Origin of the sequence: Okeania sp. SIO3B5, assembly GCF_010692555.1 — a bacterium.
In the GTDB taxonomy this organism is placed as follows: domain Bacteria; phylum Cyanobacteriota; class Cyanobacteriia; order Cyanobacteriales; family Microcoleaceae; genus Okeania.
In genome coordinates this window covers 1-20,739 of sequence record NZ_JAAHHG010000060.1, presented here as the reverse complement: position 1 = coordinate 20,739, position 20,739 = coordinate 1, and the positions used below count along the sequence as shown (strand labels likewise).

The following is a 20,739-nucleotide window of genomic DNA, read 5'->3' as shown; positions in this document are numbered from 1 at the left end:
ACTCACCTCTCAAGTTATGGTGCTTCATAAAATGAAGCTATTATTGCTCTATACGCAATAGTAGAAAAATTTCCCTACTCATCTCTCAAGTTATGGTGCTTCACAAAATGAAACTATTATTGCTCTATACGTAATAGTAGAAAAATTTCCCTATTCATCTCTCAAGTTATGGTGCTTCACAAAATGAATCAATGATTGCTCTATAAGCAATAGTAGAAAAATTCCCCTATTCATCTCTCAAGTTATGGTGCTTCACAAAATGAATCAATTATTGCCCTATACGCAATAGTAGAAAAATTTCCCTATTCATCTCTCAAGTTATGGTGCTTCACAAAATGAATCAATGATTGCTCTATAAGCAATAGTAGAGAAATTCCCCTATTCATCTCTCAAGTTATGGTGCTTCACAAAATGAATTAATGATTGCTCTATACGCAATAGTAGAAAAATTTCCCTACTCACCTCTCAAGTTATGGTGCTTCACAAAATGAATTAATGATTGCCCTATACGTAATAGTAGAAAAATTTCCCTACTCACCTCTCAAGTTATGGTGCTTCACAAAATGAATAATGATTGCTCTATACGCAATAGTAGAGAAAATTCCCTACTCACCTCTCAAGTTATGGTGCTTCACAAAATGAATAATGATTGCTCTATAAGCAATAGTAGAAAAAATCCCATATTCACCTCTCAAGTTATGGTGCTTCACAAAATGAATAATGATTGCTCTATAAGCAATAGTAGAGAAAATTCCCTACTCACCTCTCAAGTTATGGTGCTTCACAAAATGAATAATGATTGCTCTATAAGCAATAGTAGAGAAAATTCCATATACTACTGAACTTTCTGACTAACACTTTCAACAGCTTTCTTAAACTCAGGAGTCCCCTTAATCAACGGATGAACATCATACCAACGTCGCTTTTCTCCCTCATCATCATAATAACAATATTCCAAAATACAGCGATTAAACATTAAACTACGGTAATTATCATCATTAGGAACTTCCCTAGAAAATGCCACTTCAGCTAACCTTATCCATTGATTATCATCCACAGTTTTCCGATAAATATCTCTAGCATCTGTAATTGACCTGCGGATAGCATTTCTCGGAATAGGTAAATCATCCGTATAGTCAAAAGCTGACTGAATTAATAATAGTAAATTCCGCACATGACCGCCACTCATTATACAGAGTTGATTCAAAGTTTCTTCACGATCAAATAAGTCTGTTTCTAGGGAAAGATTAGGAGCAAATTGTTCCACTCGCTTGATAATTAACTCCTTAATTTTATTAAATCCTGGTTCATATTTACTACCATCAGGTTTCTGCACCATAATCATCGGTAAAACCTGGGGAGCTGTATAAAATTCTCTCAAATCTGCTGCTCTATGGGAGTAGACCATAGAAATAGGAACTGTATAAATAATGTGACAATTTAATGCTTTTAATTGTTCGGAGCGGTCTATAAAAATATGGTCGTGGTTAGTCCGTTTATCCTCTTGAATAACAGGCACTATTCGGTCTAAGTTATCAACTATTACTGCTAATTCTGTACAACCATTGGGTAAATTTTTCTTAGCATCATCAATAAAATCATTTAAAACTTTAATCAGAGTGACAGTGTGGGGATTAATTTTCTGCCTAATTTGCTGACGGAGAGTTGGTACTGCCCTTAAATTTGCTGTAAGTTTAGCAAAAGCAGATATTTTTACATCAATAGTTGCCTTCTCAAAATCAATTTCTGTCAGAGCTAAATCCTTCAATTCTTGCCAACGATCTTTTAACCAATTAACTACAGAATTAGGTTCAGCAGCGTCTTTTAAATCTTGCAATAAATGACGAGTACAAGCCAGTAAAATATCTGTATATTCCGCATCCTCCGCATCAATATCTTGTTCATCCGCAGCAAAATAAACCACAAATATTTTCTCTGATTCCAGATATTGTTTAAGTCTAAGTAATTCCGTCGATTTTCCTGCCCCTCGATGACCAGCATAAAGTTGACAAGTCATCCTCTTTGAACGCTTAATTTTTCTGCCTAAATCTCGTAAAACATCTCCATCTCCTCGGACTTTTTTACAGTCAACATAAAGAGGGTCTCCTGCTGGTAATGGTTGAAATGGATCGAAAGAGTTGTAGAGATTTGTTAGTAGTTCTTCTATGTCTATTTTTTGATTAGTCATGATACCATTTTGAAAAAAGAATGTTACGAATAATAAGTGCAATAAAAAAAAATTGCAGGAAATGTCCCTTTGACAAAAAAGAGAATTTATGACCTAAAAACTGGTATTAAATCTATTCCCATACGACTCCTGACTCCTGACTCCTGACTCCTGAATCCTAAGAAGTACCCTACCTATTTGTAGCAAACACTTATAAAATTGGTATTATCCCAAAATTTGCTCGACAGTTAAATTAATATCATCAAAAGCTTCAATAGTTAAAATATCTCCTCGAAAAAATTGCTGCACATCCCGATAACTATTCCCTTTTGCTTGCCGATAAACCTCTACTAATTGTTGATTAATATCTATCAGCCACACCTCAGAAATTCCATTTTCAGCATACAAAGGTATCTTGATTTCTCGGTCATACTTAATAGTTGAATCTGCGACTTCTACCAATAAAAATATATCCTCTGGTTGAGGATGTTTTTCCTCATAAAAATTATCACGCCATTGTAATAGAATTAAATCTGGTTCAGGTTCACTCTCATCATTTAACTGGATGGGAATTTGAGTGTCAATTATTACTTTGCTGTACAATAGTTTATTAAAAATCCTATTTAAACGTCTTAAACAAGAAGCATGACGCAAACCCATAGGTGCCACTTGAATAATTTCTCCTGCTATTAATTCTACTCTGTCATCGTTTTTAAGAATACCTGCTTCAACCATTAGATCGTATTCTTTAACAGTAAATTGTCGCCGTTTTAATTCTACAGACATAATTACCCTTTAATGATGTTTATAAATATTATAAATTACCCAGAAACTGGGTCGATTCAGAAAAATTTCTGATGAGAAATAATTAGGAATTGCTGATTAATTATAAAAGTCTTGACTGATATTGATTTTAGCGTTTTAGAGTTGAAAAAAAGTACCATTTTTTTGGTGGAAAAAATTCAAAAATCTAGTATTTTGGGATGATTATGGCAGAAAAATTGAGAGACAATTCTTAACTCCTACCTCCTCTAAATTTCCATTTCTCCTGTCTCCTATCTCCTGCAAAGAACAAAAAGACTTTATTCAACAAACCCTAATTAGGGATATAAACCCGGTTTCTTTTTGAGTATATTAAGTTATGATATATTTTAGCATATACTCCCTTAAAACCCACGTTTCGCACATCAATTCATAATATCAAAAGTAGCATAAAAAATGGTAGCTCGATCAGTATTTATACTGTAAAATTTATCTTCATTGAGCTTTCTCAGAAGTCAAATTCTCAGGAAAATATTAAATATAAATACTTAAAAAACGCCAGACAATTAATCGGCATCATTCCCTACTGACTACTGACTACTCACCTTTTATACCATTTTGAAAAAAGAATGTTACGAATAATAAGAATCATAAATAAACTTTCAAATAAAGTCTATTTGACGAAAAAGATAATTTACAACATCAAAAATGGTATTAAATCTATCCCCATACGAATTCTTGATTCTGAATTCTTGATTCTAATAAATACCCTAGCTATTTGTAGCAAACATTTATCAAATTGGTATTATGCTACATTTTGTCGTGCGGAATGTGGGTTAAAAAAATCGGGCAAATTTAGATATATAAAATCATCCAATCTGCCACGATAAACTTACGATTTTAAAATCACTTGAAGCAACTAATTTCTCAACTGAACAGGCATAATTAAATAAGTCATTTTCACCCCACCCAATGGATTTAAAACCACCGGACTTGTAGCAGTATTTAACTGAATAGAAATCTCCGAAGCTGAAGGAATAGCCTTTAATCCCTCTATCAAATACTTAACATTAAAAGCAATTTCTTCCGGTTCATCAGAAGAAATTTGTGCCGCCATAGACTCTCTACCACTACCAACATCTTGAGCATCTACAGATAAAGAAATCTCCTGATTAACACTATCAATAGAACACTTCAAAATATTATTTTTCTGGTCAGCCAAAACAGCAATTCTTTCCACTGCTCCTAAAAATTGTTTCCTATCTACATTAATTTGATTAGTAAACTTATCAGGTAATAATTGTCCGTAAGCTGGATATTGACCCTCCAATTTTCTGCTAGTTAAACATTGTTCTCCTAGCTCAAAAATTACCTGACCTTCATCAAATCTCAAAGCAACAGCTTCAGATGATTGATCCATTCCAATCATTCGTTCAATTTCTCGTAAAGCTTTTGCAGGAATTGTTACTTCAAACTCTTCAATTTCTTCAATTTCTTCTACTTCTGACTCATCCTCTGGTGTCACACTTTCAGTCTTAACAATTGCTAATCTATGACCATCAGTTGCTGCAAATTCTAAACCATCTTTTTGTACCTTTAAATGTACTCCAGTTAACACTTGTTTTGTTTCATCAGGACTTGTGGCAAACAGAGTTCCCTTTAAACCATTAATTAAAGCTTCCGGTGGTAAATGTATAACCTCCCCCTCTTCCACCTTTGGTAACTCTGGATATTCCTCCCCTCCCATACCTCGGACTTCATAACGTCCAGATGTAGAAGTAAGAGTAGCGATCGCTTCCCCTTCATCATCATCAATAGTAATATTACCGTCTGGTAATCTGGAGACAATATCATTAAATAATTTGGCAGGTAAAGTAAAACTCCCACCTGTTTCTACAACTGCTGGAAAATTTGAACGAATACCTAAACTTAAGTCAAACCCTGTTAATTCTAAGCATTGATTTTCTACATCTGCTATTAATAAAACATTTGCCAATACTGGGTGAGTAGGGCGAGAAGGAACTGCGCGACTTACCAGAGAAAGATTACTATTTAAGTCACTTTGAGTACAAGTTAATTTCATTAGAGTTTAGTTAGTTATATAAGGAACCAGAGGGTTTTTTAAGAAAATTCACCTCGAACTGAAATCCTAACATTCTTAACTTGAGGAATCTAGATATCTAGCATTGGATGAAAAATATCAGTCATAAAAGATCGAATTAATATCTGTGGAAAATGTGGAAAACTCTAAAAAATTATTAGTTATATCAATGCTTTCAGAAATAAATAGCTTGTGGAAAACCTGTGGAAAAAATCACTGTTGGTTTGAAATACAATTTTGGATTAGCTTGTATTTTTGAGGTGATGCAACCTTTTCGGTTTCAGTTTATAGCACTACATCTTTTGGTCAGAACAATAAACTTTAGTTGTAAGGGAACACCAGAACTGGGGACAGGGAACAGGCAATAGAGGAATGTCCTAAAATATTTCCATAGCGCTATAGTTGTTTTGATCCAATTAATAGTCCAGATTCTAGATTTTTCCACAAGTTTTCCACAAGTTTTACACAAGTCGAAAGTTTAAATTTCATAGTTAGGGTTTGCTGATTAAATATCACGCGTCTTGACAGGTAAAGGTTTTACCCTTTTCAGGTACTAAGGGAGTACCCGCTTTTAGGTGGTAATGGTTCAAAAATCTAAGATTTTCGGCATTTCGAGGGGTAGAAAATCACTATATCCGATTCTTCTGACTACTTCTTCTATAATTCCCATTCCTCCTGACTTCTGGATTCTGGATTCTGGATTCTACCCCTACCACTCATACTTATTCAGCAAACCCTAGTTATAGCACTACGCAAATAGGTTAGGACATTTATAAATGCTCAAACTCAGTCATATATTACTTTTGACTTTTGACTTTTGACTTTTAACTTTTGACTTTTAACTTTTGACTAACGACGACTGGAAAAATTAATTCGATCGCTCAACTGTCTGAGAATTTGGCCTAAGTTTAAATCATTCTTTTGTAGCTGGGCAATTTTATCGCAACTATATATAACAGTTGTATGATCTTTTCCACCAAAAACTTCCCCAATTTTTGGCAGACTTAAATCAGTATGTTGTCGCATCAAAAACATTCCAACCTGTCTTGCCAAACTAATCTCTCGTTTTCTAGAACTTCCTTTTAAATCCTCTATAGACACATTAAAAACTTCTGAAACAGCCTTAATAACTGCTTCTGGAGATGCCTCTAATTTTTCATTTTGTGGATTTAAAATAGGTGCGACATTCTCCACAGTCATCGGCAAACCTGAAATAGAAATATAAGTAACAACCCTAGTCAAAGCACCTTCCAACTCCCGAATATTTGAAGGATATCTAGTTGCAATATACTCAATTACATCCCTAGGCAAAACCATATTTTCATACTCAGACTTTTTCAGTAAAATTGCCATCCTAGTTTCCAGATCGGGAGCTTGAATATCAGCAATTAATCCCATAGAAAACCGAGAGCAAAGACGTTCTTGTAAACTAGGAATTTGATTAGGAGGTCTATCAGAAGCTAATACTACTTGTTTGCCAGCTTCATGCAAAGTATTAAAAGTATGAAAAAACTCTTCTTGAGTATATTCTTTACCCTCAATAAATTGAATATCATCTACCAATAAAACATCAGCAGTTCGATAATGTTCTCTAAAACTTTGGAGGCTATCTTTACGAATAGCGACAATTAAATCATTAGTAAACTTTTCCGTAGAAACATAAAAAATTTGAGACTCAGGCAAAATCTCCAAACGATAATGACCGATAGCTTGCATCAAATGAGTTTTTCCTAAACCTACTCCACCACATAAAAATAAAGGATTAAACTCTCGTCCAGGAGATTCAGCTACTGCTAAAGAAGCTGCATGAGCCATACGATTATTAGGACCAACCACAAACCTAGAAAACATATATTTCAGATTCAGATTTGCTGGTTTAGGCTTTTGACTAGATAAACTTTCTGAAAGATCGGCAACCTTATTTTCCGACCATATAGGTTCTGAATTATCTTTACCCGTACTTTCTCCTACTGTCGTAGTTAGGTAAATTTCTACAGGATGACCAAGAATATCATGTACAACATCAGCAATAGTTTTTACATAGTATTTCTGTAACCAATTTCGAGCAAAAGGGTTAGGTGTACAAATTACCAAACAGTTATTTTCTAGTTGTTGGGCATTAGCTGTTTTAATCCATGTTTCAAAAGTAGGTCGGCTTAATTGCAATTGCAATCTTTCTAAAACTTGGTTCCACAAATTATCAAGAGAAATTTCCACTGTTAACCCCTTTTTATATGAATACAAATAAAAATTAATTAAATATTTAAAGAAGGTTGTAGGTCGTAGGTGGTGAAAAAAGCTTACCGAATAATTAATAATTAATAATTAATAATTAAATAATTCTGGTTTAAAGCCTCCCCTTTTAAGGGGAAAAAAAGAAAAAATATTTCCTTATATTCAATCCTCTCGGTTTTAACCAGAGGTAATTATCAATTATCAATTATCCATTATCCATTAATGAACGTGCTACTAAAACCTAACACCTTTTAATTAACTCTAACTAAAGTCGTAGAAAATGCAGATGAGTTGTGGAGTTAATAACCCAATTTTTAACTGCGGTGTGCTAAACCAGCAAGCTATTACCTACAAGCAAAAGAAGGGTAGGCAGGATAAATTAGTAAATTAAAATTTGGGACTAACAATGATAAAATAAGTTAGTTAATAAAGTATGGAAATCAGAATAAATTAAAATCGGATCAAATTAATATAGTAAAATTAGCAATAAAGCTGCTCAGACAATCCAGTAAAAGGTTAATATTAGCATCTAATCTAACTCAAAAACCCGACACTGAAAGTGGGCTTACTTGCTAGAGCAAAATGATTGACAAAGCTCTATGCCATGTCCTAAACAATTAGGTCGAGTCATTGAGAAGCCCATTTCTAATCGTGAGATTAGTCTGGGAACTGTTACCTAAAATTCATATAATCAAACCCTTAGATGGCACAAACTTTATTATTTAATGCTCTCCGTGCAGCCATAGATGAAGAAATGGCCCGCGACCAGGCTGTATATGTTCTTGGTGAAGATGTGGGTCAATATGGAGGCTCGTACAAAGTTACTAAAGACCTTTATGCAAAATATGGGGAACTACGTGTCCTTGATACTCCCATTGCAGAAAATAGCTTCACAGGAATGGCCATAGGTTCAGCTTTGACTGGGTTAAGACCCATTATTGAAGGCATGAATATGGGCTTTTTACTATTAGCCTTCAACCAAATTTCCAATAATGCTGGAATGTTGCGCTACACCTCTGGTGGTAACTTCAAAATACCATTAGTTATTCGTGGCCCTGGTGGTGTAGGTCGCCAGTTAGGTGCGGAGCATTCCCAAAGATTAGAAGCATACTTTCAAGCTGTTCCTGGCCTGAAAATAGTGGCCTGCTCAACCCCTTACAATGCTAAAGGTTTACTCAAAGCAGCTATCCGTGATGATAATCCGGTCCTATTTTTTGAACACGTCCTCCTTTACAATCTGAAGGAAGACTTGCCAGAAGAGGAATATTTGTTACCTATAGACAAAGCGGAAGTGGTACGGACAGGAAAAGATGTAACTATTTTGACCTACTCTCGGATGCGTCACCACGTTACCCAAGCAGTAAAAAGTTTGGAAAAACAGGGTTATGACCCAGAGGTAATAGACTTAATATCCCTCAAACCTCTAGATTTTGAAACTATTGGTGCTTCTATTCAGAAAACTCACCGGGTAATTATTGTCGAAGAGTGTATGAAAACAGGTGGTATTGGTGCTGAGTTAATTGCCTCAATTAATGAGAGGTTGTTTGATGAACTAGATGCACCAGTTCTACGTTTATCTTCACAAGATATTCCGACACCTTATAATGGTACGCTGGAAAGATTGACAATTGTACAACCAGAGCAGATTGTTGAAGCAGTACAGAAAATGGTAGCAATGCAAGTTTAAGTTGAAGGAATAAGCAAAAGAGCTGATTAACTTTTTTGACTTAAACCAAATATTAATTGTTTTGAGGTAAAATTGTGGCAAATCTCATTTCTAGTTCTGCTTTTAATTAGTTATTAATTGTTTTTGTGGATATAGACGTTCTTCTAGGAGCGTCTGTATCTGAATATCTTGTCTATTTAAAAGATAGTAATTAGTAGGAAAAGCACTCAGGAGTCAGTTTTTTATTTTTCTTGATATTGCCCTATTTCATGATTGCTTAATTCTCTTTTCTGTAATTAATTAAAATGAAAGATTATATAATTAATATCTATTGAAAGCTAAGATAAATTTCTGGAAAAATTGATTTCTCAGTATCAATATCATAGATAAAAAATAATTGACCTATATTGCAATTGAATTGACTTGATAAAAGCTTTCTCAAAAAGCTCAATATACAAAAAGTAAAATATTAACAGCTTTAGTCCTAAGTTATCTAAATACTTATTTCAGCTAGTGAAATTATGCGTAGACAAAGTTCATATATCGCCTTAATTCTAGTCTTAGTAATAGCATCAGTAACAGTATTGAGTCAAATTCCAATTCGACTGGGACTAGACCTTCGAGGTGGATCACAACTGACTATTCAACTACAAACCTCAGAAGAAGTTCCCACTATCGACGAACGGGTAATGGAAGGAGTCCTAAAAATTGTAGAAAATCGAGTCAATGCTCTAGGTGTGTCAGAATCAGTAGTTCAATCTCTAGGACAAGACCAAATTCTTGTCCAACTACCAGGAGTAAATGACCCAGCTCAAGCAGAACGAGTTTTAGGAGGTACCGCTCAACTAGACTTCCGCGAACAATTACAGGGCACCGAGCAACAGTTAGCAATTGAATACCAACTACAAAGACAACGTTTAGTAGAACAAGAATTACTGAAAAATATTGAAGATCCAGAGGCTATAGCTAAAAATTTAGAATCTCTAGAAAAAACAAATCAAGCGATCGCCGGACTATTCAAAGAACCCACAATTAAAGGCCAAGACCTGAGAGATGCTTTAGCAGAACCAGAAGCTCCTGGGTCTGATAACTGGAATGTGGCCTTGCGCTTTACCTCTGAAGGAGGACAGAAGTTTGCGGAACTTACCAAAAATTTAGCAGGAACTGGACGTAGTATCGGTATTTTCCTAGATGACCAACTTTTGAGTGCCCCCACTGTCGGTGTTGAATTTGCCGAAACAGGAATTACTGGTGGTAATGCAGTAATTCAAGGTAGATTTACAGCCGAACAAGCAAATGAATTGGCAGTACAATTGCGGGGTGGGGCACTGCCTGTTTCAGTAGAAATTGTGGAAAATCGAACTGTTGGAGCTACTCTAGGGCGAGATAGTATTCAGCGTAGTGTTTATGCAGGAGCTGGTGGCCTAATTCTGGTATTAATATTTATGGTAGTTTATTATCGACTTCCTGGGATAATTGCTGATGTAGCTCTAGTTATTTATTCTCTGTTTACCATTGCTAGTTTTGCTATCTTGGGAGTTACTTTAACATTGCCAGGAATTGCTGGTTTTATTCTGAGTATTGGTATGGCAGTTGATGCTAATGTTTTGATTTTTGAACGGACAAGGGAAGAATTGCGAGCTGGTAAAACTTTATATCGTTCTGTAGAGTCTGGCTTTTATCGGGCTTTTTCCAGCATTTTAGATGGTAATGTCACAACCTTGATTGCCTGTATAGCACTATTCTGGCTAGGAACTGGTTTAGTAAAAGGTTTTGCTCTAACCTTGGGAATAGGTGTAGCGATTAGTATGTTTACTGCTGTTACTTGTAGTCGTACTCTAATGTTTTGGGCGATCAGTTTTTCTCAATTCCGCAAACCAGAATTATTTTGTCCTGAAGTGAACTACCCCAACTTGGTACGCTGAAGTTGGAAAATAAACCGCTCAATAATTTAGGATAAATTGGTAAATGACCGAAAAAATGGGTCTCAAGCCTCGCCCTTCTAGGGCGACTTTTTATTGCTTGCGGGTTGATTTTTTTCAATAAATATGTTATCATTTTGTTAGTTTGATGCGTCAAATTATGAAAGCTAGATTTAAGTATCGTATCTATCCAACGCCGGGACAAAAATACCGATTAGCCAAGCTATTCGGCTGTGTCCGTGTGGTTTGGAATGATAGTCTAGCTTACTCCCAACAGAAGTATAAATCAGCAGAAAAGAAACCTAATAATTCAGAACTACAAAAGCTTTTTATTACATCTGCTAAAAAGACTGAAGAAAGAGAATGGTTGTCAGAAGTCTCTAACATACCATTGCAGCAATCTTTAAATGATTTAAATCAGGCTTATCAAAACTTTTTCAAATCAACTAAAGGTCAGAGAAAAGGTAGACCGATTAGACCTCCAGATTGCTTCGTTCCTCGCAACGCTCCGCGATTTAAAAGTAGAAAGTCAAAGCAAACTGCTAGGTTCACAAAGGGAGGATTTAAAATTGGTCAACATAAAGTTTAGAAGCGCCAAAATTGGAAAGCTGAAAATTGTATGGTCAAGAGAGTTACCTACTGCTCCATCATCAGTAACAGTAATCAAAGATTGTAGGGGCGATTCGCGAATCGCCCCTACTAGATATTTCTTAAGTTTTGTAGTAGAAATACAACCAGAAATCTTACCTAAAACTGATAATTCAGTAGGTATAGATTTAGGTATTAAAACCTTTGCTACATTCAGTGACGGTACAAAGATTGATGCACCAAAACCACTAAAGAAACGAATTAAGAAATTAAGAAAGTTAAGTAAGTCATTATCTCATAAAACTAAAGGGTCAAAAAGGCATGAAAAAGCCAGGATTAGAGTAGCTAAATTCTATGCCAAACTGAAAGATACAAGAACTGATTTTCTACATAAATTATCTACTAAAATAATTCGTGAAAACCAAACAGTTGTTTTAGAGGACTTGAATGTTTCTGGTATGGTAAAAAACCGTAAATTATCCAGAGCAATTTCAGATTTAGGTTGGAGACAATTCCGGACATTCTTAGATGGAATTGCTGAAAAATATGGTCGTGATTTTAGAGTAATTAGTCGTTGGGAACCGACCTCTCAAGTTTGCTCAAATTGTGGCTTTAAAGGTGGAAAATTAGACCTTAAGGTGCGAGAGTGGGAGTGTCTAAACTGTGGCACAAAACACGATAGAGACGTAAGCGAAGCTCCTCCGCAGGAGGCAAACGCAGCGATAAATATATTAGTCGCCCGAGGGCATTCGGAGACAAAAAAGCGCACCGAACCCGCGCCGCTGAAAGGCGCAAGGGAACGCGGAGCAAAAAACGGACGTGGAGGCAAGTGTAAGACTACCGCATCTGGTAGCAGCAGCCTGTGAGACGTCAACCCACCGAGGAGCTTAGGCTCGGTAGGAATCCCCGTGCCTGCCTCTTTCAGAGGAGCTTTCCTATCGGAATGCTGCGCAAACGCTAACAGGCCGGGGAGGATGTCAAAAGCCTCAAATTACTTAAAATGGTTCTAAACTGGTAGTCCGCTACTATGTATTGAGCGGATACTCTCCAAAACTACGATTCTTCTAACTCTGCCTAAGTTCTTTCTAGAGCGCCTATTCTATAAAATTATTTATATGGCACTACAAGAATTAGTTAGGACATTTTTCAATCCTAAAACTCTTTTACCGAAAAATTGTGGTGTAAAGCTTCCCCTTTTAACTATGCTTTATAAAAATCTTTCTGAACATAAAACTTGACAAAAGTTAGAAGTTATGTATAAGTCCTTAACAGGTTTTTGCCAGAGAAAAAGTGTATTTAAAAGTACATTTTTTTTGATAACTTTAAGTAGTTTTTCTTATCTACTATGATTCTTTATCCTTTCTCCCCTGTTCCCTACTCCCCTACTTCCCACAAGGTTTTCAGAAGTTCCTTATAAGGGATAGCCTTTTAAGGGGATAATAAAGAAAAATTTTTATGATTAGTCAATCCTATCCGTTTTAAAGGAGAGGTGATTATTAATTATTAATTATTAATTATTAATTATTAATTATTAATTATTAATTATTAATTGTTGAAAGTTCCCTATTCCCTAGAGCATAGCCCTATAAAATCAGTAAAAAATGAAAATAAGTGTTATTGAAAAGCGATCGCTATGGTGGACAATTTCAGGAGCCATCATTATTAGTGGTTTAATTGCCATGGTCATTTCTTGGACTAGGCCAGATATTGCTGCTCCTTTACGTCCAAGTTTAGATTTTGTTGGTGGTACTCGCCTGCAACTTGAACTAGATTGCAATATGCCTAACAGTTGTAATGAAGCTATTAATGTTGCTGCTGTTAGAGAAATAATGAGCAATCAAGATTTAGGTAATAGCAAGATTCAAGTTGTAGGAGAAGAAAGACAAGCTCTTGACATACGCACCAAAACTCTAGATGTTGATAATAGAACTCAATTAATCGCTGCTTTAAGTTCAGAGTTTGGTGAATTCGATCCAAGTTCCACACAAATTGATACTGTTGGCCCTACTTTGGGACGGCAAATTTTTACTTCTGGCATATCAGCTCTCCTTGTTGCTTTTTTTGCTATTACTGTCTATCTCACTTTTAGATTCCAGTTGGACTATGCAGTATTTGCTTTTGTCGCTCTATTCCATGACATATTAGTGACGGTGGGCATTTTTTCAATTATTAGTTTAGTAGTTGGTGTTGAGGTAGATAGTTTATTCTTGGTTGCTCTACTAACTATTATTGGATTTTCGGTTAACGATACAGTGGTAATTTATGACCGAGTTAGGGAAGTAATTAAGCGCTATCCAGGAGAATCAATAGATCATATTGTTGATGGTGCAGTCAATCAAACTTTGACCAGATCGATTAATACAACTGTGACTACTCTATTACCTTTAGTGGGCATTCTTCTATTTGGTGGTGAAACTTTAAAGTATTTTGCCTTAGCTTTAATTATTGGTTTTATTGCAGGTTCTTACTCTAGTATTTTTATTGCTAGTACACTTTTAGCTTGGTGGCGCGAGCGTATTGGTGAATCTATTCCTAATCCAGTAGTAGAAAATTTTCAATTAGCAGAAGACCAAGAAAATACTGTTTAGGGTTTGCGCTCAAAAGTCTTATGGGTGAGGGTAGGAGACAGGAGACAGGAGACAGGAGACAGGAGGAACGGGGTACGAGCGAGGAGGTAGGAGTAAGAATTGTAAGAATAATTTTTCTGCCCAACTATGTATGCGCCTAAAATACGCTCCAGGCATGAGGGTTTTAGACTGAAACAGGCGCACTGCAATTCGACCCCAAAAAGGCTAAAACCAATATCAGTAAATACTTTTAGATTTAATCAGCAAGCCCTATTTAAAAATAACTATAGGAAAATGATAATTTGAAAATTATAATACTTTATTCTTCCCTCTTCCCTGTAAAAAGTTTTGTCCAAAGTTCAATGATTAAATTGGTATCTCATAAAACTCTTTCCTCTTCCTTATTTCTTCCTCAAAATGAACAAAAATGATCCAATTTTAAAAGTCCGAGTCGAAAGACTTTACAGACTAATCATCTATGTTAGATGGTTGATAGTTGGGTTGCTCTGGATGAGTATTGGTTTTCTAAGTATCTGGAGTTTACGCAGAGAAATTTCTTTGTGGGCAGAGCATTTTACTTGGATTGCGGTACGTTACGCTTTGATTTATCATAGGTTACCAACACTTGGTTTAGGTTTGTGCATTGGTATGACAACTGCTGTTTTAGTTTGGCAAAGTAAACATATTCTTTGGGGTTTATCTCCTGAAGAACAAAAGCGTTTAGAAGAACAAGTATGTCAGATTAGCGCTCAAGGACCGACTAATATTTTGTGGAGGTGGGTAATTAAAGATAACTCGAATTAATTCAGATTAGGGACTTCAAATAAAAGTATATTTTTTTAGTAGATAACAGGGAACAGAGAACAAGAATAAAAAAATTAGAGGAACTGAAGTTGCATAGAATGATATTGTAATCAGAAATTAGAATTGATTATAGATCGAAATATACAAGTTAATCAATTTAATAATTCTGTATCATTTTTAGATAAAATTGGTATAATATGCAGTGCCTAACACCTAATTCTGTGCCACTTCATATAAAATTGGTATTATATTATGTCTGGATAATTAGCGAGCAAAAAACTTTATCCCTTCTAATCTTTTCTTCCCTTCTGTCCTCTGCCTTCTGTCTTCTGCCTTTATTCCTCCAAAGTGTAACTATTCAACCGGACATGATATTAGTTAATAGTAGAATTACTACAGTTTTTGATTTTCAAATAGTAGAAACTAGAAATAAGTGTCGATTATGATTATTTAACTTAGAGGATGAGGAAAAAAGTGATAAGGTTGACTGACTTTAATTTTATATAACCAACTAAGTCATTTCAAGTATAGCTACCTTTGCACCTTAGCATCTGTATCCTATATAACTAAATGAAGACTACTATAGGGTTTTCAAACGAGATGTCAAACAAGAGTTGGTTATTTACTAACAAGTCAAAAATTTGGCAAACCTTCTCACCTATTGCCTCTAGTGCTGCTACGCGGAAGTTAAAAATCGGGCATTGAGTGCTAATTGGCGAGGTTTCCTACGGCGCTTTTAAAGTGCGGAAATAGTTCTGCACACAGCCCCTCCAGAATGTAAGATGCACATCTGACAGTCAGAAGTATTGATTGATAAGAGTTTTAGGATTTTATAACTGGTTAGTTATCAAAATAACATGAGTCTAAAACCCCGCCTTTTAAGGCGCAATATTTTTGGAGCCTTGCTCAAATCCCCTACTTCCCCTCCTGGCTCCCCTCCTGGGAGGGGCGGTTTAACTTCTGACTTCTGACTTCTGACTTCTGACTTCGTTATTTCTGCCATCCTGCACTAGCATGATTACCTTTTGCCTAAAAGCTGTCAGTTTTTTGGAGCAACTCAAATGAAATTACTGTATAACAGAAAATTTTTTATCCAGAAAACAAAAGCAACAGATTATAGAAGGAAAAGTTTCAAGCTTAATTTATGTATGTTTTGAATATTTTACAAATGATGGAGGATTGCGAATATATATATAGAAAAAAGTCTAAAAATTTATATTTTTTACTCTCAATATCTGGAATTTAGCAGATACAGAATGAAGAATTTTATATCAAACTAAAAAAAACACCAAAATCAATTAATTTTCTTCTTGAAATTCTACGGTTAGAGTATGTTTCAAAACTATTCATTTATTCATTAGTACATAGTTTACTTCTAGTTGCCTTTAAGAATAAATAGAAGAATCTATAAATTTTTGATACATCAAGATAAATTTTTTTGATAATAATCTTGAGTTTTGTCTAACCTTACTGTATTTTGATTCCCAATTGATTGTAATAATAAAAATTAAATTATGCAATTTTTTTCAAAAAAATTTCTGCTCAAATTCAAACATAAGAAAATATCTAAAAATTCAAGAAGACACGTTCAATTACCATTTTTTTTGATAATTAAACAACTTGCATCTCATGCAAAAGATAATCGTCATACTGGCAGTATCAAAAATTTTTTAGTTTTTTTGATCTTTATATCTTTGATCTATATAACAGTGTTAGCTCCTTTCGTAAAAACAGGAGTCAAAATTTTCGAGCAAACTATAAAAAAAATTGACATTGTTCAAGAATGGGTACAACAGCACTTCCCGAAAATTAGTCCATTATTTCCCCCATATTATGGCAAATCCGATCAATTTCTCCCTTATGTAGTTCATACACCCTATTTTATTGACGATACTCCTCCTGGAGCTTACGATTTTACTCTAGAGCAAAATGGTAAATTAAAAATTCCCATTCCAGCACCCTGTCAAGGAACTATCCGTAGAACTAGATTTCAAGGCAAAAATGGAAGTTTTACAACTGCCCAAGGTGCAGGTCAGATAGTTGAACTTATGTGTGATGGAACTAATTATTATTGGTTGATGGGCCATTTAGTTCAAGGTTCTCCACCAAGAACAGGAACAAGAATTAATAAAGGACAAGCAATTGGTATTCAAGGACTTACAGGAAGAACTTCTGGTTATCATGTTCATGCTCAGATTCACTATCATAGTGGGCAAAGAATTACTAACAGAAAGATTACTCGCCCTTTTGTTGAAAACTACATCAAATTTTTGAGAAAAGGTTCTTATTGATAATAAATATGCAAAGTATGAGAATGACACACTTAAATTAACAAATCTTAATAAATATCAATTTCTGGTAAAAATTGTAGTTTGTTATTTTATTTATGTTTAGCAGCTAATATTAACTATCTTCATATTCAGCCCTTGCACTGAATTGATTTCACATTTTCTATTTTCAAACTCTGAAGATTGTTTTTACAAAAGTTGACTCATAAATCTCAGTGGTAACTGTGGTAACTGTTTAACATCAAAAATTTAATTTCTCTTAACGTAATATTTAATCCTAATTGCTAAAGTTTGAGATAACTTAAATATGAGGAGTGTCTGTTATAATACCAGGTATGGGAAGAGCTGATATAGTCATTGATTTAAAGGGTAAGTATTATTTACAGTAGCAAAATCTATAAATTAGAGATTTTTCAGATTATGAAGTCTACCTTGAGAGTTTTTTTATTCACAGGTTAGCTCCAAAGTTACAATCAAACAATTAACAAATTACAAATATAGAAATTATTTGGTATTATCTAAAGATTGACACCACAGAGTGAGAATTAAGATGAAAGTTAAAATAATTAATTAATCTGTGTTAGATTACAGAAGAATAAATAACAAAGCTTGATATGTAATGACCGTAACTACAAAAAATCATAAGTATGAGGATAATATTAAGAGTGACTTTTGCTAGAATTAAATTGTTAAAGTGGGGAGTACTAAGTTTTTCCCTAATTAGATTTCAACTATGGCAGATAGAGTAAAATTAATTATAATAATATAGGAATCAGTAATAATACTGAATGGTTAAGTCTTGAAAATATGAGCGATCCACAGCTTGGCAAAATTTTTATCTATAGTTAAAATTAAGTTCTATGTATGAAAAAACTAGCAATATTTCTCTAAATTCAACATGATAAATAATGGAGGTAATTAATGTATAAATTATTGCTAGCATTAAACTAATAAAAATATTCACCTAGAAATCTTAGCAAAAACCCTAAGATGAACAGGAGATATGATAGCAAGAGTAAATGTGAAGAAAAAAAAGGAGGTATCATAAACGTTCAACACAAATATAGTCATATATAGTTAAATATAGTCTTTTGTCTCCAGAAATTTGGGCGACTATTGACATAATCTAACAATGCCTCTGTATTATGACCAAGTAGAAATTGAATCAGGGAGATAATCAAAAAAGAGGAAAAGAAAAAGTAGCTCCCTTTTGCCTTTGGCTATGGGATAGAGAAGCCAGTGCGTTGGGCGGGTCCCCCGAAAGTCACGCAACTGGCGTGGTGTTGTAGTACCTCCTCCGGAGGAGCTGCGCTAACACGAGCGTCAGGATAACACCTGCAAAATAAGGATATGTCATATTTGACTATATTTTTATGAACTATAATAGCTATAGTTAGTCCCTTTCGGGGATAGAGTAAAAAGTTTATGGTTAGCATATTATTTTTCATCTGTTAGATTAGAAATGAAAACCCTCATCTAAATTCTTACCTCTAAAAGTGGGGATGGAAAGGGGGACAACTATGAAGTACACCCTTCATGTCTAAATAGTTGTCATTTTTAATAATGGGTAACTGATGAATTAACTAGCTATCAACTTTTAGCAGCTCTGGGTTAAAATCCCTAGCTTCTATCTATAAAAGCTAGATAGTTGAGGAGGGGTTAAAATCTCCTGATTAACGTAAAAAAAATGATTGCTGAGTGCTGAGTGCTGACCGCTTCTTGAATTTGAGATTGGCTGTGTCAATTTCCCTTAATTGTTAATAGGCTGAAAGCTTTTGTTATTTTGCATATTTTAAATAGCTTAAAGCGTAAAAATTTATTGGTCATAGCAAACAAAATGCTAAGTTATGCTCGGACTCTCAGTATGTGTCGATTCCTACCCAACTAACTAATATTTAAGACATGGTAACCAGAAAGTAATGAAAATGATGTTGGCATGACTACCAGCCAGAATCTGACACTCTAAATACATACGAGGGAAAAAAAGTTCAAGATCAATAAAGTAAGCCCTGAATAAATCAATATTTATTCAAAGCTTACCTAGGGAACTGCCTAATTTTCCAGAACAAACATAAACCATACAGGTTTGGTCACTAGCTATACTGTCTTCAGATAGACAGAAAACTTCTGTAAAGTAATTTATTCTTCAATTTTAAGGAGCATGAGGAACGCGACATGATCCAGACTAACAACGTAATCGAAACCACCATTCAGCCTGAGCTAGAGCCTAGCGAATTGTTTCCGCAAACCCCAGCCAGACAACCAGATAATGAGTTAGAAATCTTAATTACAGAGAGAGAAGGATATACAGATGCTCAGTCTGATGAGAACTACCTGAAGTCTGGTAAAGTTGCTAAGTCTCGTACTAAGACTGCGGCTGCAGGCAAAAAAAAGCATTACACTGAAGATTCTATTCGCCTTTATCTACAAGAAATAGGACGAATTAGGCTATTAAGAGCTGATGAAGAAATTGAACTGGCGCGTAAAATTGCAGATTTACTGGAATTGGAGCGAATTCGAGAAGAACTAATGTACCATTTAGACAGGGAACCACAAGTTAGTGAGTGGGCAGATGCTGTAGACATGGAGTTGTTAAAGTTTAAGCGTCGCTTAATACTTGGACGTAGAGCTAAAGAAAAAATGGTACAGTCTAACCTGCGTCTAGTGGTCTCGATCGCTAAAAAGTACATGAACCGAGGTTTGTCATTCCAAGATTTGATTCAAGAAGGTAGTTTGGGATTAATTCGAGCTGCAGAAAAATTTGACCATGAAAAAGGGTATAAATTTAGTACCTATGCAACTTGGTGGATTCGTCAAGCTATTACCAGAGCGATCGCAGACCAATCTCGTACTATTCGTCTGCCAGTTCATCTGTATGAAACGATATCCCGGATTAAGAAAACGACCAAACTCCTTTCTCAAGAAATGGGTCGTAAACCTACAGAAGAAGAAATAGCAACTCACATGGAAATGACCATTGAAAAGTTGCGTTTTATTGCTAAGTCAGCTCAACTGCCAATATCTCTGGAAACTCCGATCGGTAAAGAAGAAGATTCTCGACTTGGAGATTTTATTGAGTCAGATGGGGAAACTCCGGAAGACCAAGTATCGAAAAATTTACTACGAGAAGATTTGGAAAGTGTTTTAAATAGTTTAAGCCCACGGGAAAGAGATGTATTACGCTTACGATATGGTTTGGATGATGGTCGGATGAAAACTTTAGAAGAAATTGGTCAAATATTTAATGTGACTCGCGAGCGGATTCGACAAATTGAAGCAAAAGCTCTCAGGAAGTTACGACATCCAAATCGTAATAGTATCCTCAAAGAATATATCCGTTAGAGAAGTTGGGAAGTTAGTTGGTTATCTATCAAAAATGGAGCGAGTGAGGACTCCCGGTATAATCTCCGATTTACCGGGAGATGAATCGCGACCAAATAAAGAATAAGCACTCCATTGAGATAGAATGATGATACAATAGGGACATGATCACACTAACCTACGAATTTAAGTTAATCCCTTCTCAGCAACAGATTGCCATCATAGAAGATATGCTGGCAGTCTGTAGAAAAGTGTGGAATTATGCCTTGAGAGAGCGAAAAGACTGGATTAACAGTAGGAAATGTGCGGTTAATTCTT

Annotated in this window: 13 protein-coding genes; 9 read left to right on the top strand and 4 right to left on the bottom strand. The window is 35.0% G+C overall.

What is annotated here, in order from left to right; all coding sequences use genetic code 11:
* Positions 1-835 precede the first annotated feature (835 nt).
* The 4 genes from F6K54_RS11090 to dnaA form a co-directional block, all read right to left on the bottom strand.
* Positions 836-2,188, bottom strand: coding sequence for an ATP-binding protein (locus F6K54_RS11090; RefSeq protein WP_293077396.1), 1,353 nt, complete (start codon positions 2,186-2,188; stop codon positions 836-838).
* A gap of 204 nt (positions 2,189-2,392) precedes the next feature.
* Positions 2,393-2,953: a Uma2 family endonuclease gene (locus F6K54_RS11085; protein ID WP_293077394.1), complete on the bottom strand. Its 561-nt coding sequence runs from the start codon at positions 2,951-2,953 to the stop codon at positions 2,393-2,395.
* Between the two features lie 895 nt (positions 2,954-3,848).
* Positions 3,849-5,012: a DNA polymerase III subunit beta gene (gene dnaN, locus F6K54_RS11080; protein ID WP_293077392.1), complete on the bottom strand. Its 1,164-nt coding sequence runs from the start codon at positions 5,010-5,012 to the stop codon at positions 3,849-3,851.
* Positions 5,013-5,879: 867 nt separating this feature from the next.
* Positions 5,880-7,247 carry a chromosomal replication initiator protein DnaA gene (dnaA, locus tag F6K54_RS11075; protein ID WP_293077390.1) on the bottom strand — a complete coding sequence of 456 codons (1,368 nt, stop codon included), beginning with the start codon at positions 7,245-7,247 and terminating at the stop codon, positions 5,880-5,882.
* Between the two features lie 721 nt (positions 7,248-7,968).
* On the opposite strand from dnaA, the gene F6K54_RS11070 reads away from it, so the two are divergent.
* The 9 genes from F6K54_RS11070 to F6K54_RS11035 form a co-directional block, all read left to right on the top strand.
* Positions 7,969-8,952, top strand: a complete 984-nt coding sequence (locus tag F6K54_RS11070; protein ID WP_287277784.1) for an alpha-ketoacid dehydrogenase subunit beta — start codon at positions 7,969-7,971, stop codon at positions 8,950-8,952.
* A 500-nt stretch (positions 8,953-9,452) separates the two neighbouring features.
* The gene (gene secD / locus F6K54_RS11065) at positions 9,453-10,856 is read left to right on the top strand and encodes a protein translocase subunit SecD (protein ID WP_293077386.1); all 1,404 of its coding nucleotides are present in this window, start codon (positions 9,453-9,455) and stop codon (positions 10,854-10,856) included.
* Between the two features lie 157 nt (positions 10,857-11,013).
* Positions 11,014-11,442, top strand: a complete 429-nt coding sequence (locus F6K54_RS42805) for a helix-turn-helix domain-containing protein (RefSeq protein ID WP_366558100.1) — start codon at positions 11,014-11,016, stop codon at positions 11,440-11,442.
* Positions 11,423-12,307 (top strand): RNA-guided endonuclease TnpB family protein, encoded by an 885-nt coding sequence (locus tag F6K54_RS11060; protein ID WP_366558099.1) that lies wholly within the window; start codon positions 11,423-11,425, stop codon positions 12,305-12,307. Before F6K54_RS42805 ends, F6K54_RS11060 begins: the two co-directional genes overlap by 20 nt.
* Before the next feature lie 735 nt (positions 12,308-13,042).
* On the top strand, positions 13,043-14,029 hold the full coding sequence (gene secF, locus F6K54_RS11055; RefSeq protein ID WP_293077384.1) for a protein translocase subunit SecF: 987 nt from the start codon (positions 13,043-13,045) through the stop codon (positions 14,027-14,029).
* Between the two features lie 396 nt (positions 14,030-14,425).
* Positions 14,426-14,812 (top strand): hypothetical protein, encoded by a 387-nt coding sequence (locus F6K54_RS11050; protein WP_293077382.1) that lies wholly within the window; start codon positions 14,426-14,428, stop codon positions 14,810-14,812.
* A gap of 1,709 nt (positions 14,813-16,521) precedes the next feature.
* A complete protein-coding gene (locus F6K54_RS11045) occupies positions 16,522-17,103 on the top strand; it encodes a M23 family metallopeptidase (RefSeq protein ID WP_293077380.1) in 582 nt (193 codons plus the stop codon).
* 2,172 nt (positions 17,104-19,275) lie between these two features.
* Entirely contained in the window at positions 19,276-20,442 is a 1,167-nt protein-coding gene (rpoD, locus tag F6K54_RS11040; protein WP_293077378.1) for an RNA polymerase sigma factor RpoD, read from the top strand.
* A gap of 143 nt (positions 20,443-20,585) precedes the next feature.
* Positions 20,586-20,739 (top strand): helix-turn-helix domain-containing protein (locus tag F6K54_RS11035; RefSeq protein WP_293077404.1); only part of this gene is annotated, 154 nt, incomplete at its 3' end.

What these genes read in the sequence shown, in the direction of transcription:
- rpoD (WP_293077378.1), top strand. Translation starts at nt 19,276, where the DNA reads ATGATCCAGACTAACAACGTAATCGAAACCACCATTCAGCCTGAGCTA.
- F6K54_RS11085 (WP_293077394.1), bottom strand. Translation starts at nt 2,953, where the DNA reads ATGTCTGTAGAATTAAAACGGCGACAATTTACTGTTAAAGAATACGAT.
- secF (WP_293077384.1), top strand. Translation starts at nt 13,043, where the DNA reads ATGAAAATAAGTGTTATTGAAAAGCGATCGCTATGGTGGACAATTTCA.
- dnaN (WP_293077392.1), bottom strand. Translation starts at nt 5,012, where the DNA reads ATGAAATTAACTTGTACTCAAAGTGACTTAAATAGTAATCTTTCTCTG.
- F6K54_RS11070 (WP_287277784.1), top strand. Translation starts at nt 7,969, where the DNA reads ATGGCACAAACTTTATTATTTAATGCTCTCCGTGCAGCCATAGATGAA.
- F6K54_RS11050 (WP_293077382.1), top strand. Translation starts at nt 14,426, where the DNA reads ATGAACAAAAATGATCCAATTTTAAAAGTCCGAGTCGAAAGACTTTAC.
- secD (WP_293077386.1), top strand. Translation starts at nt 9,453, where the DNA reads ATGCGTAGACAAAGTTCATATATCGCCTTAATTCTAGTCTTAGTAATA.
- F6K54_RS11090 (WP_293077396.1), bottom strand. Translation starts at nt 2,188, where the DNA reads ATGACTAATCAAAAAATAGACATAGAAGAACTACTAACAAATCTCTAC.
- F6K54_RS42805 (WP_366558100.1), top strand. Translation starts at nt 11,014, where the DNA reads ATGAAAGCTAGATTTAAGTATCGTATCTATCCAACGCCGGGACAAAAA.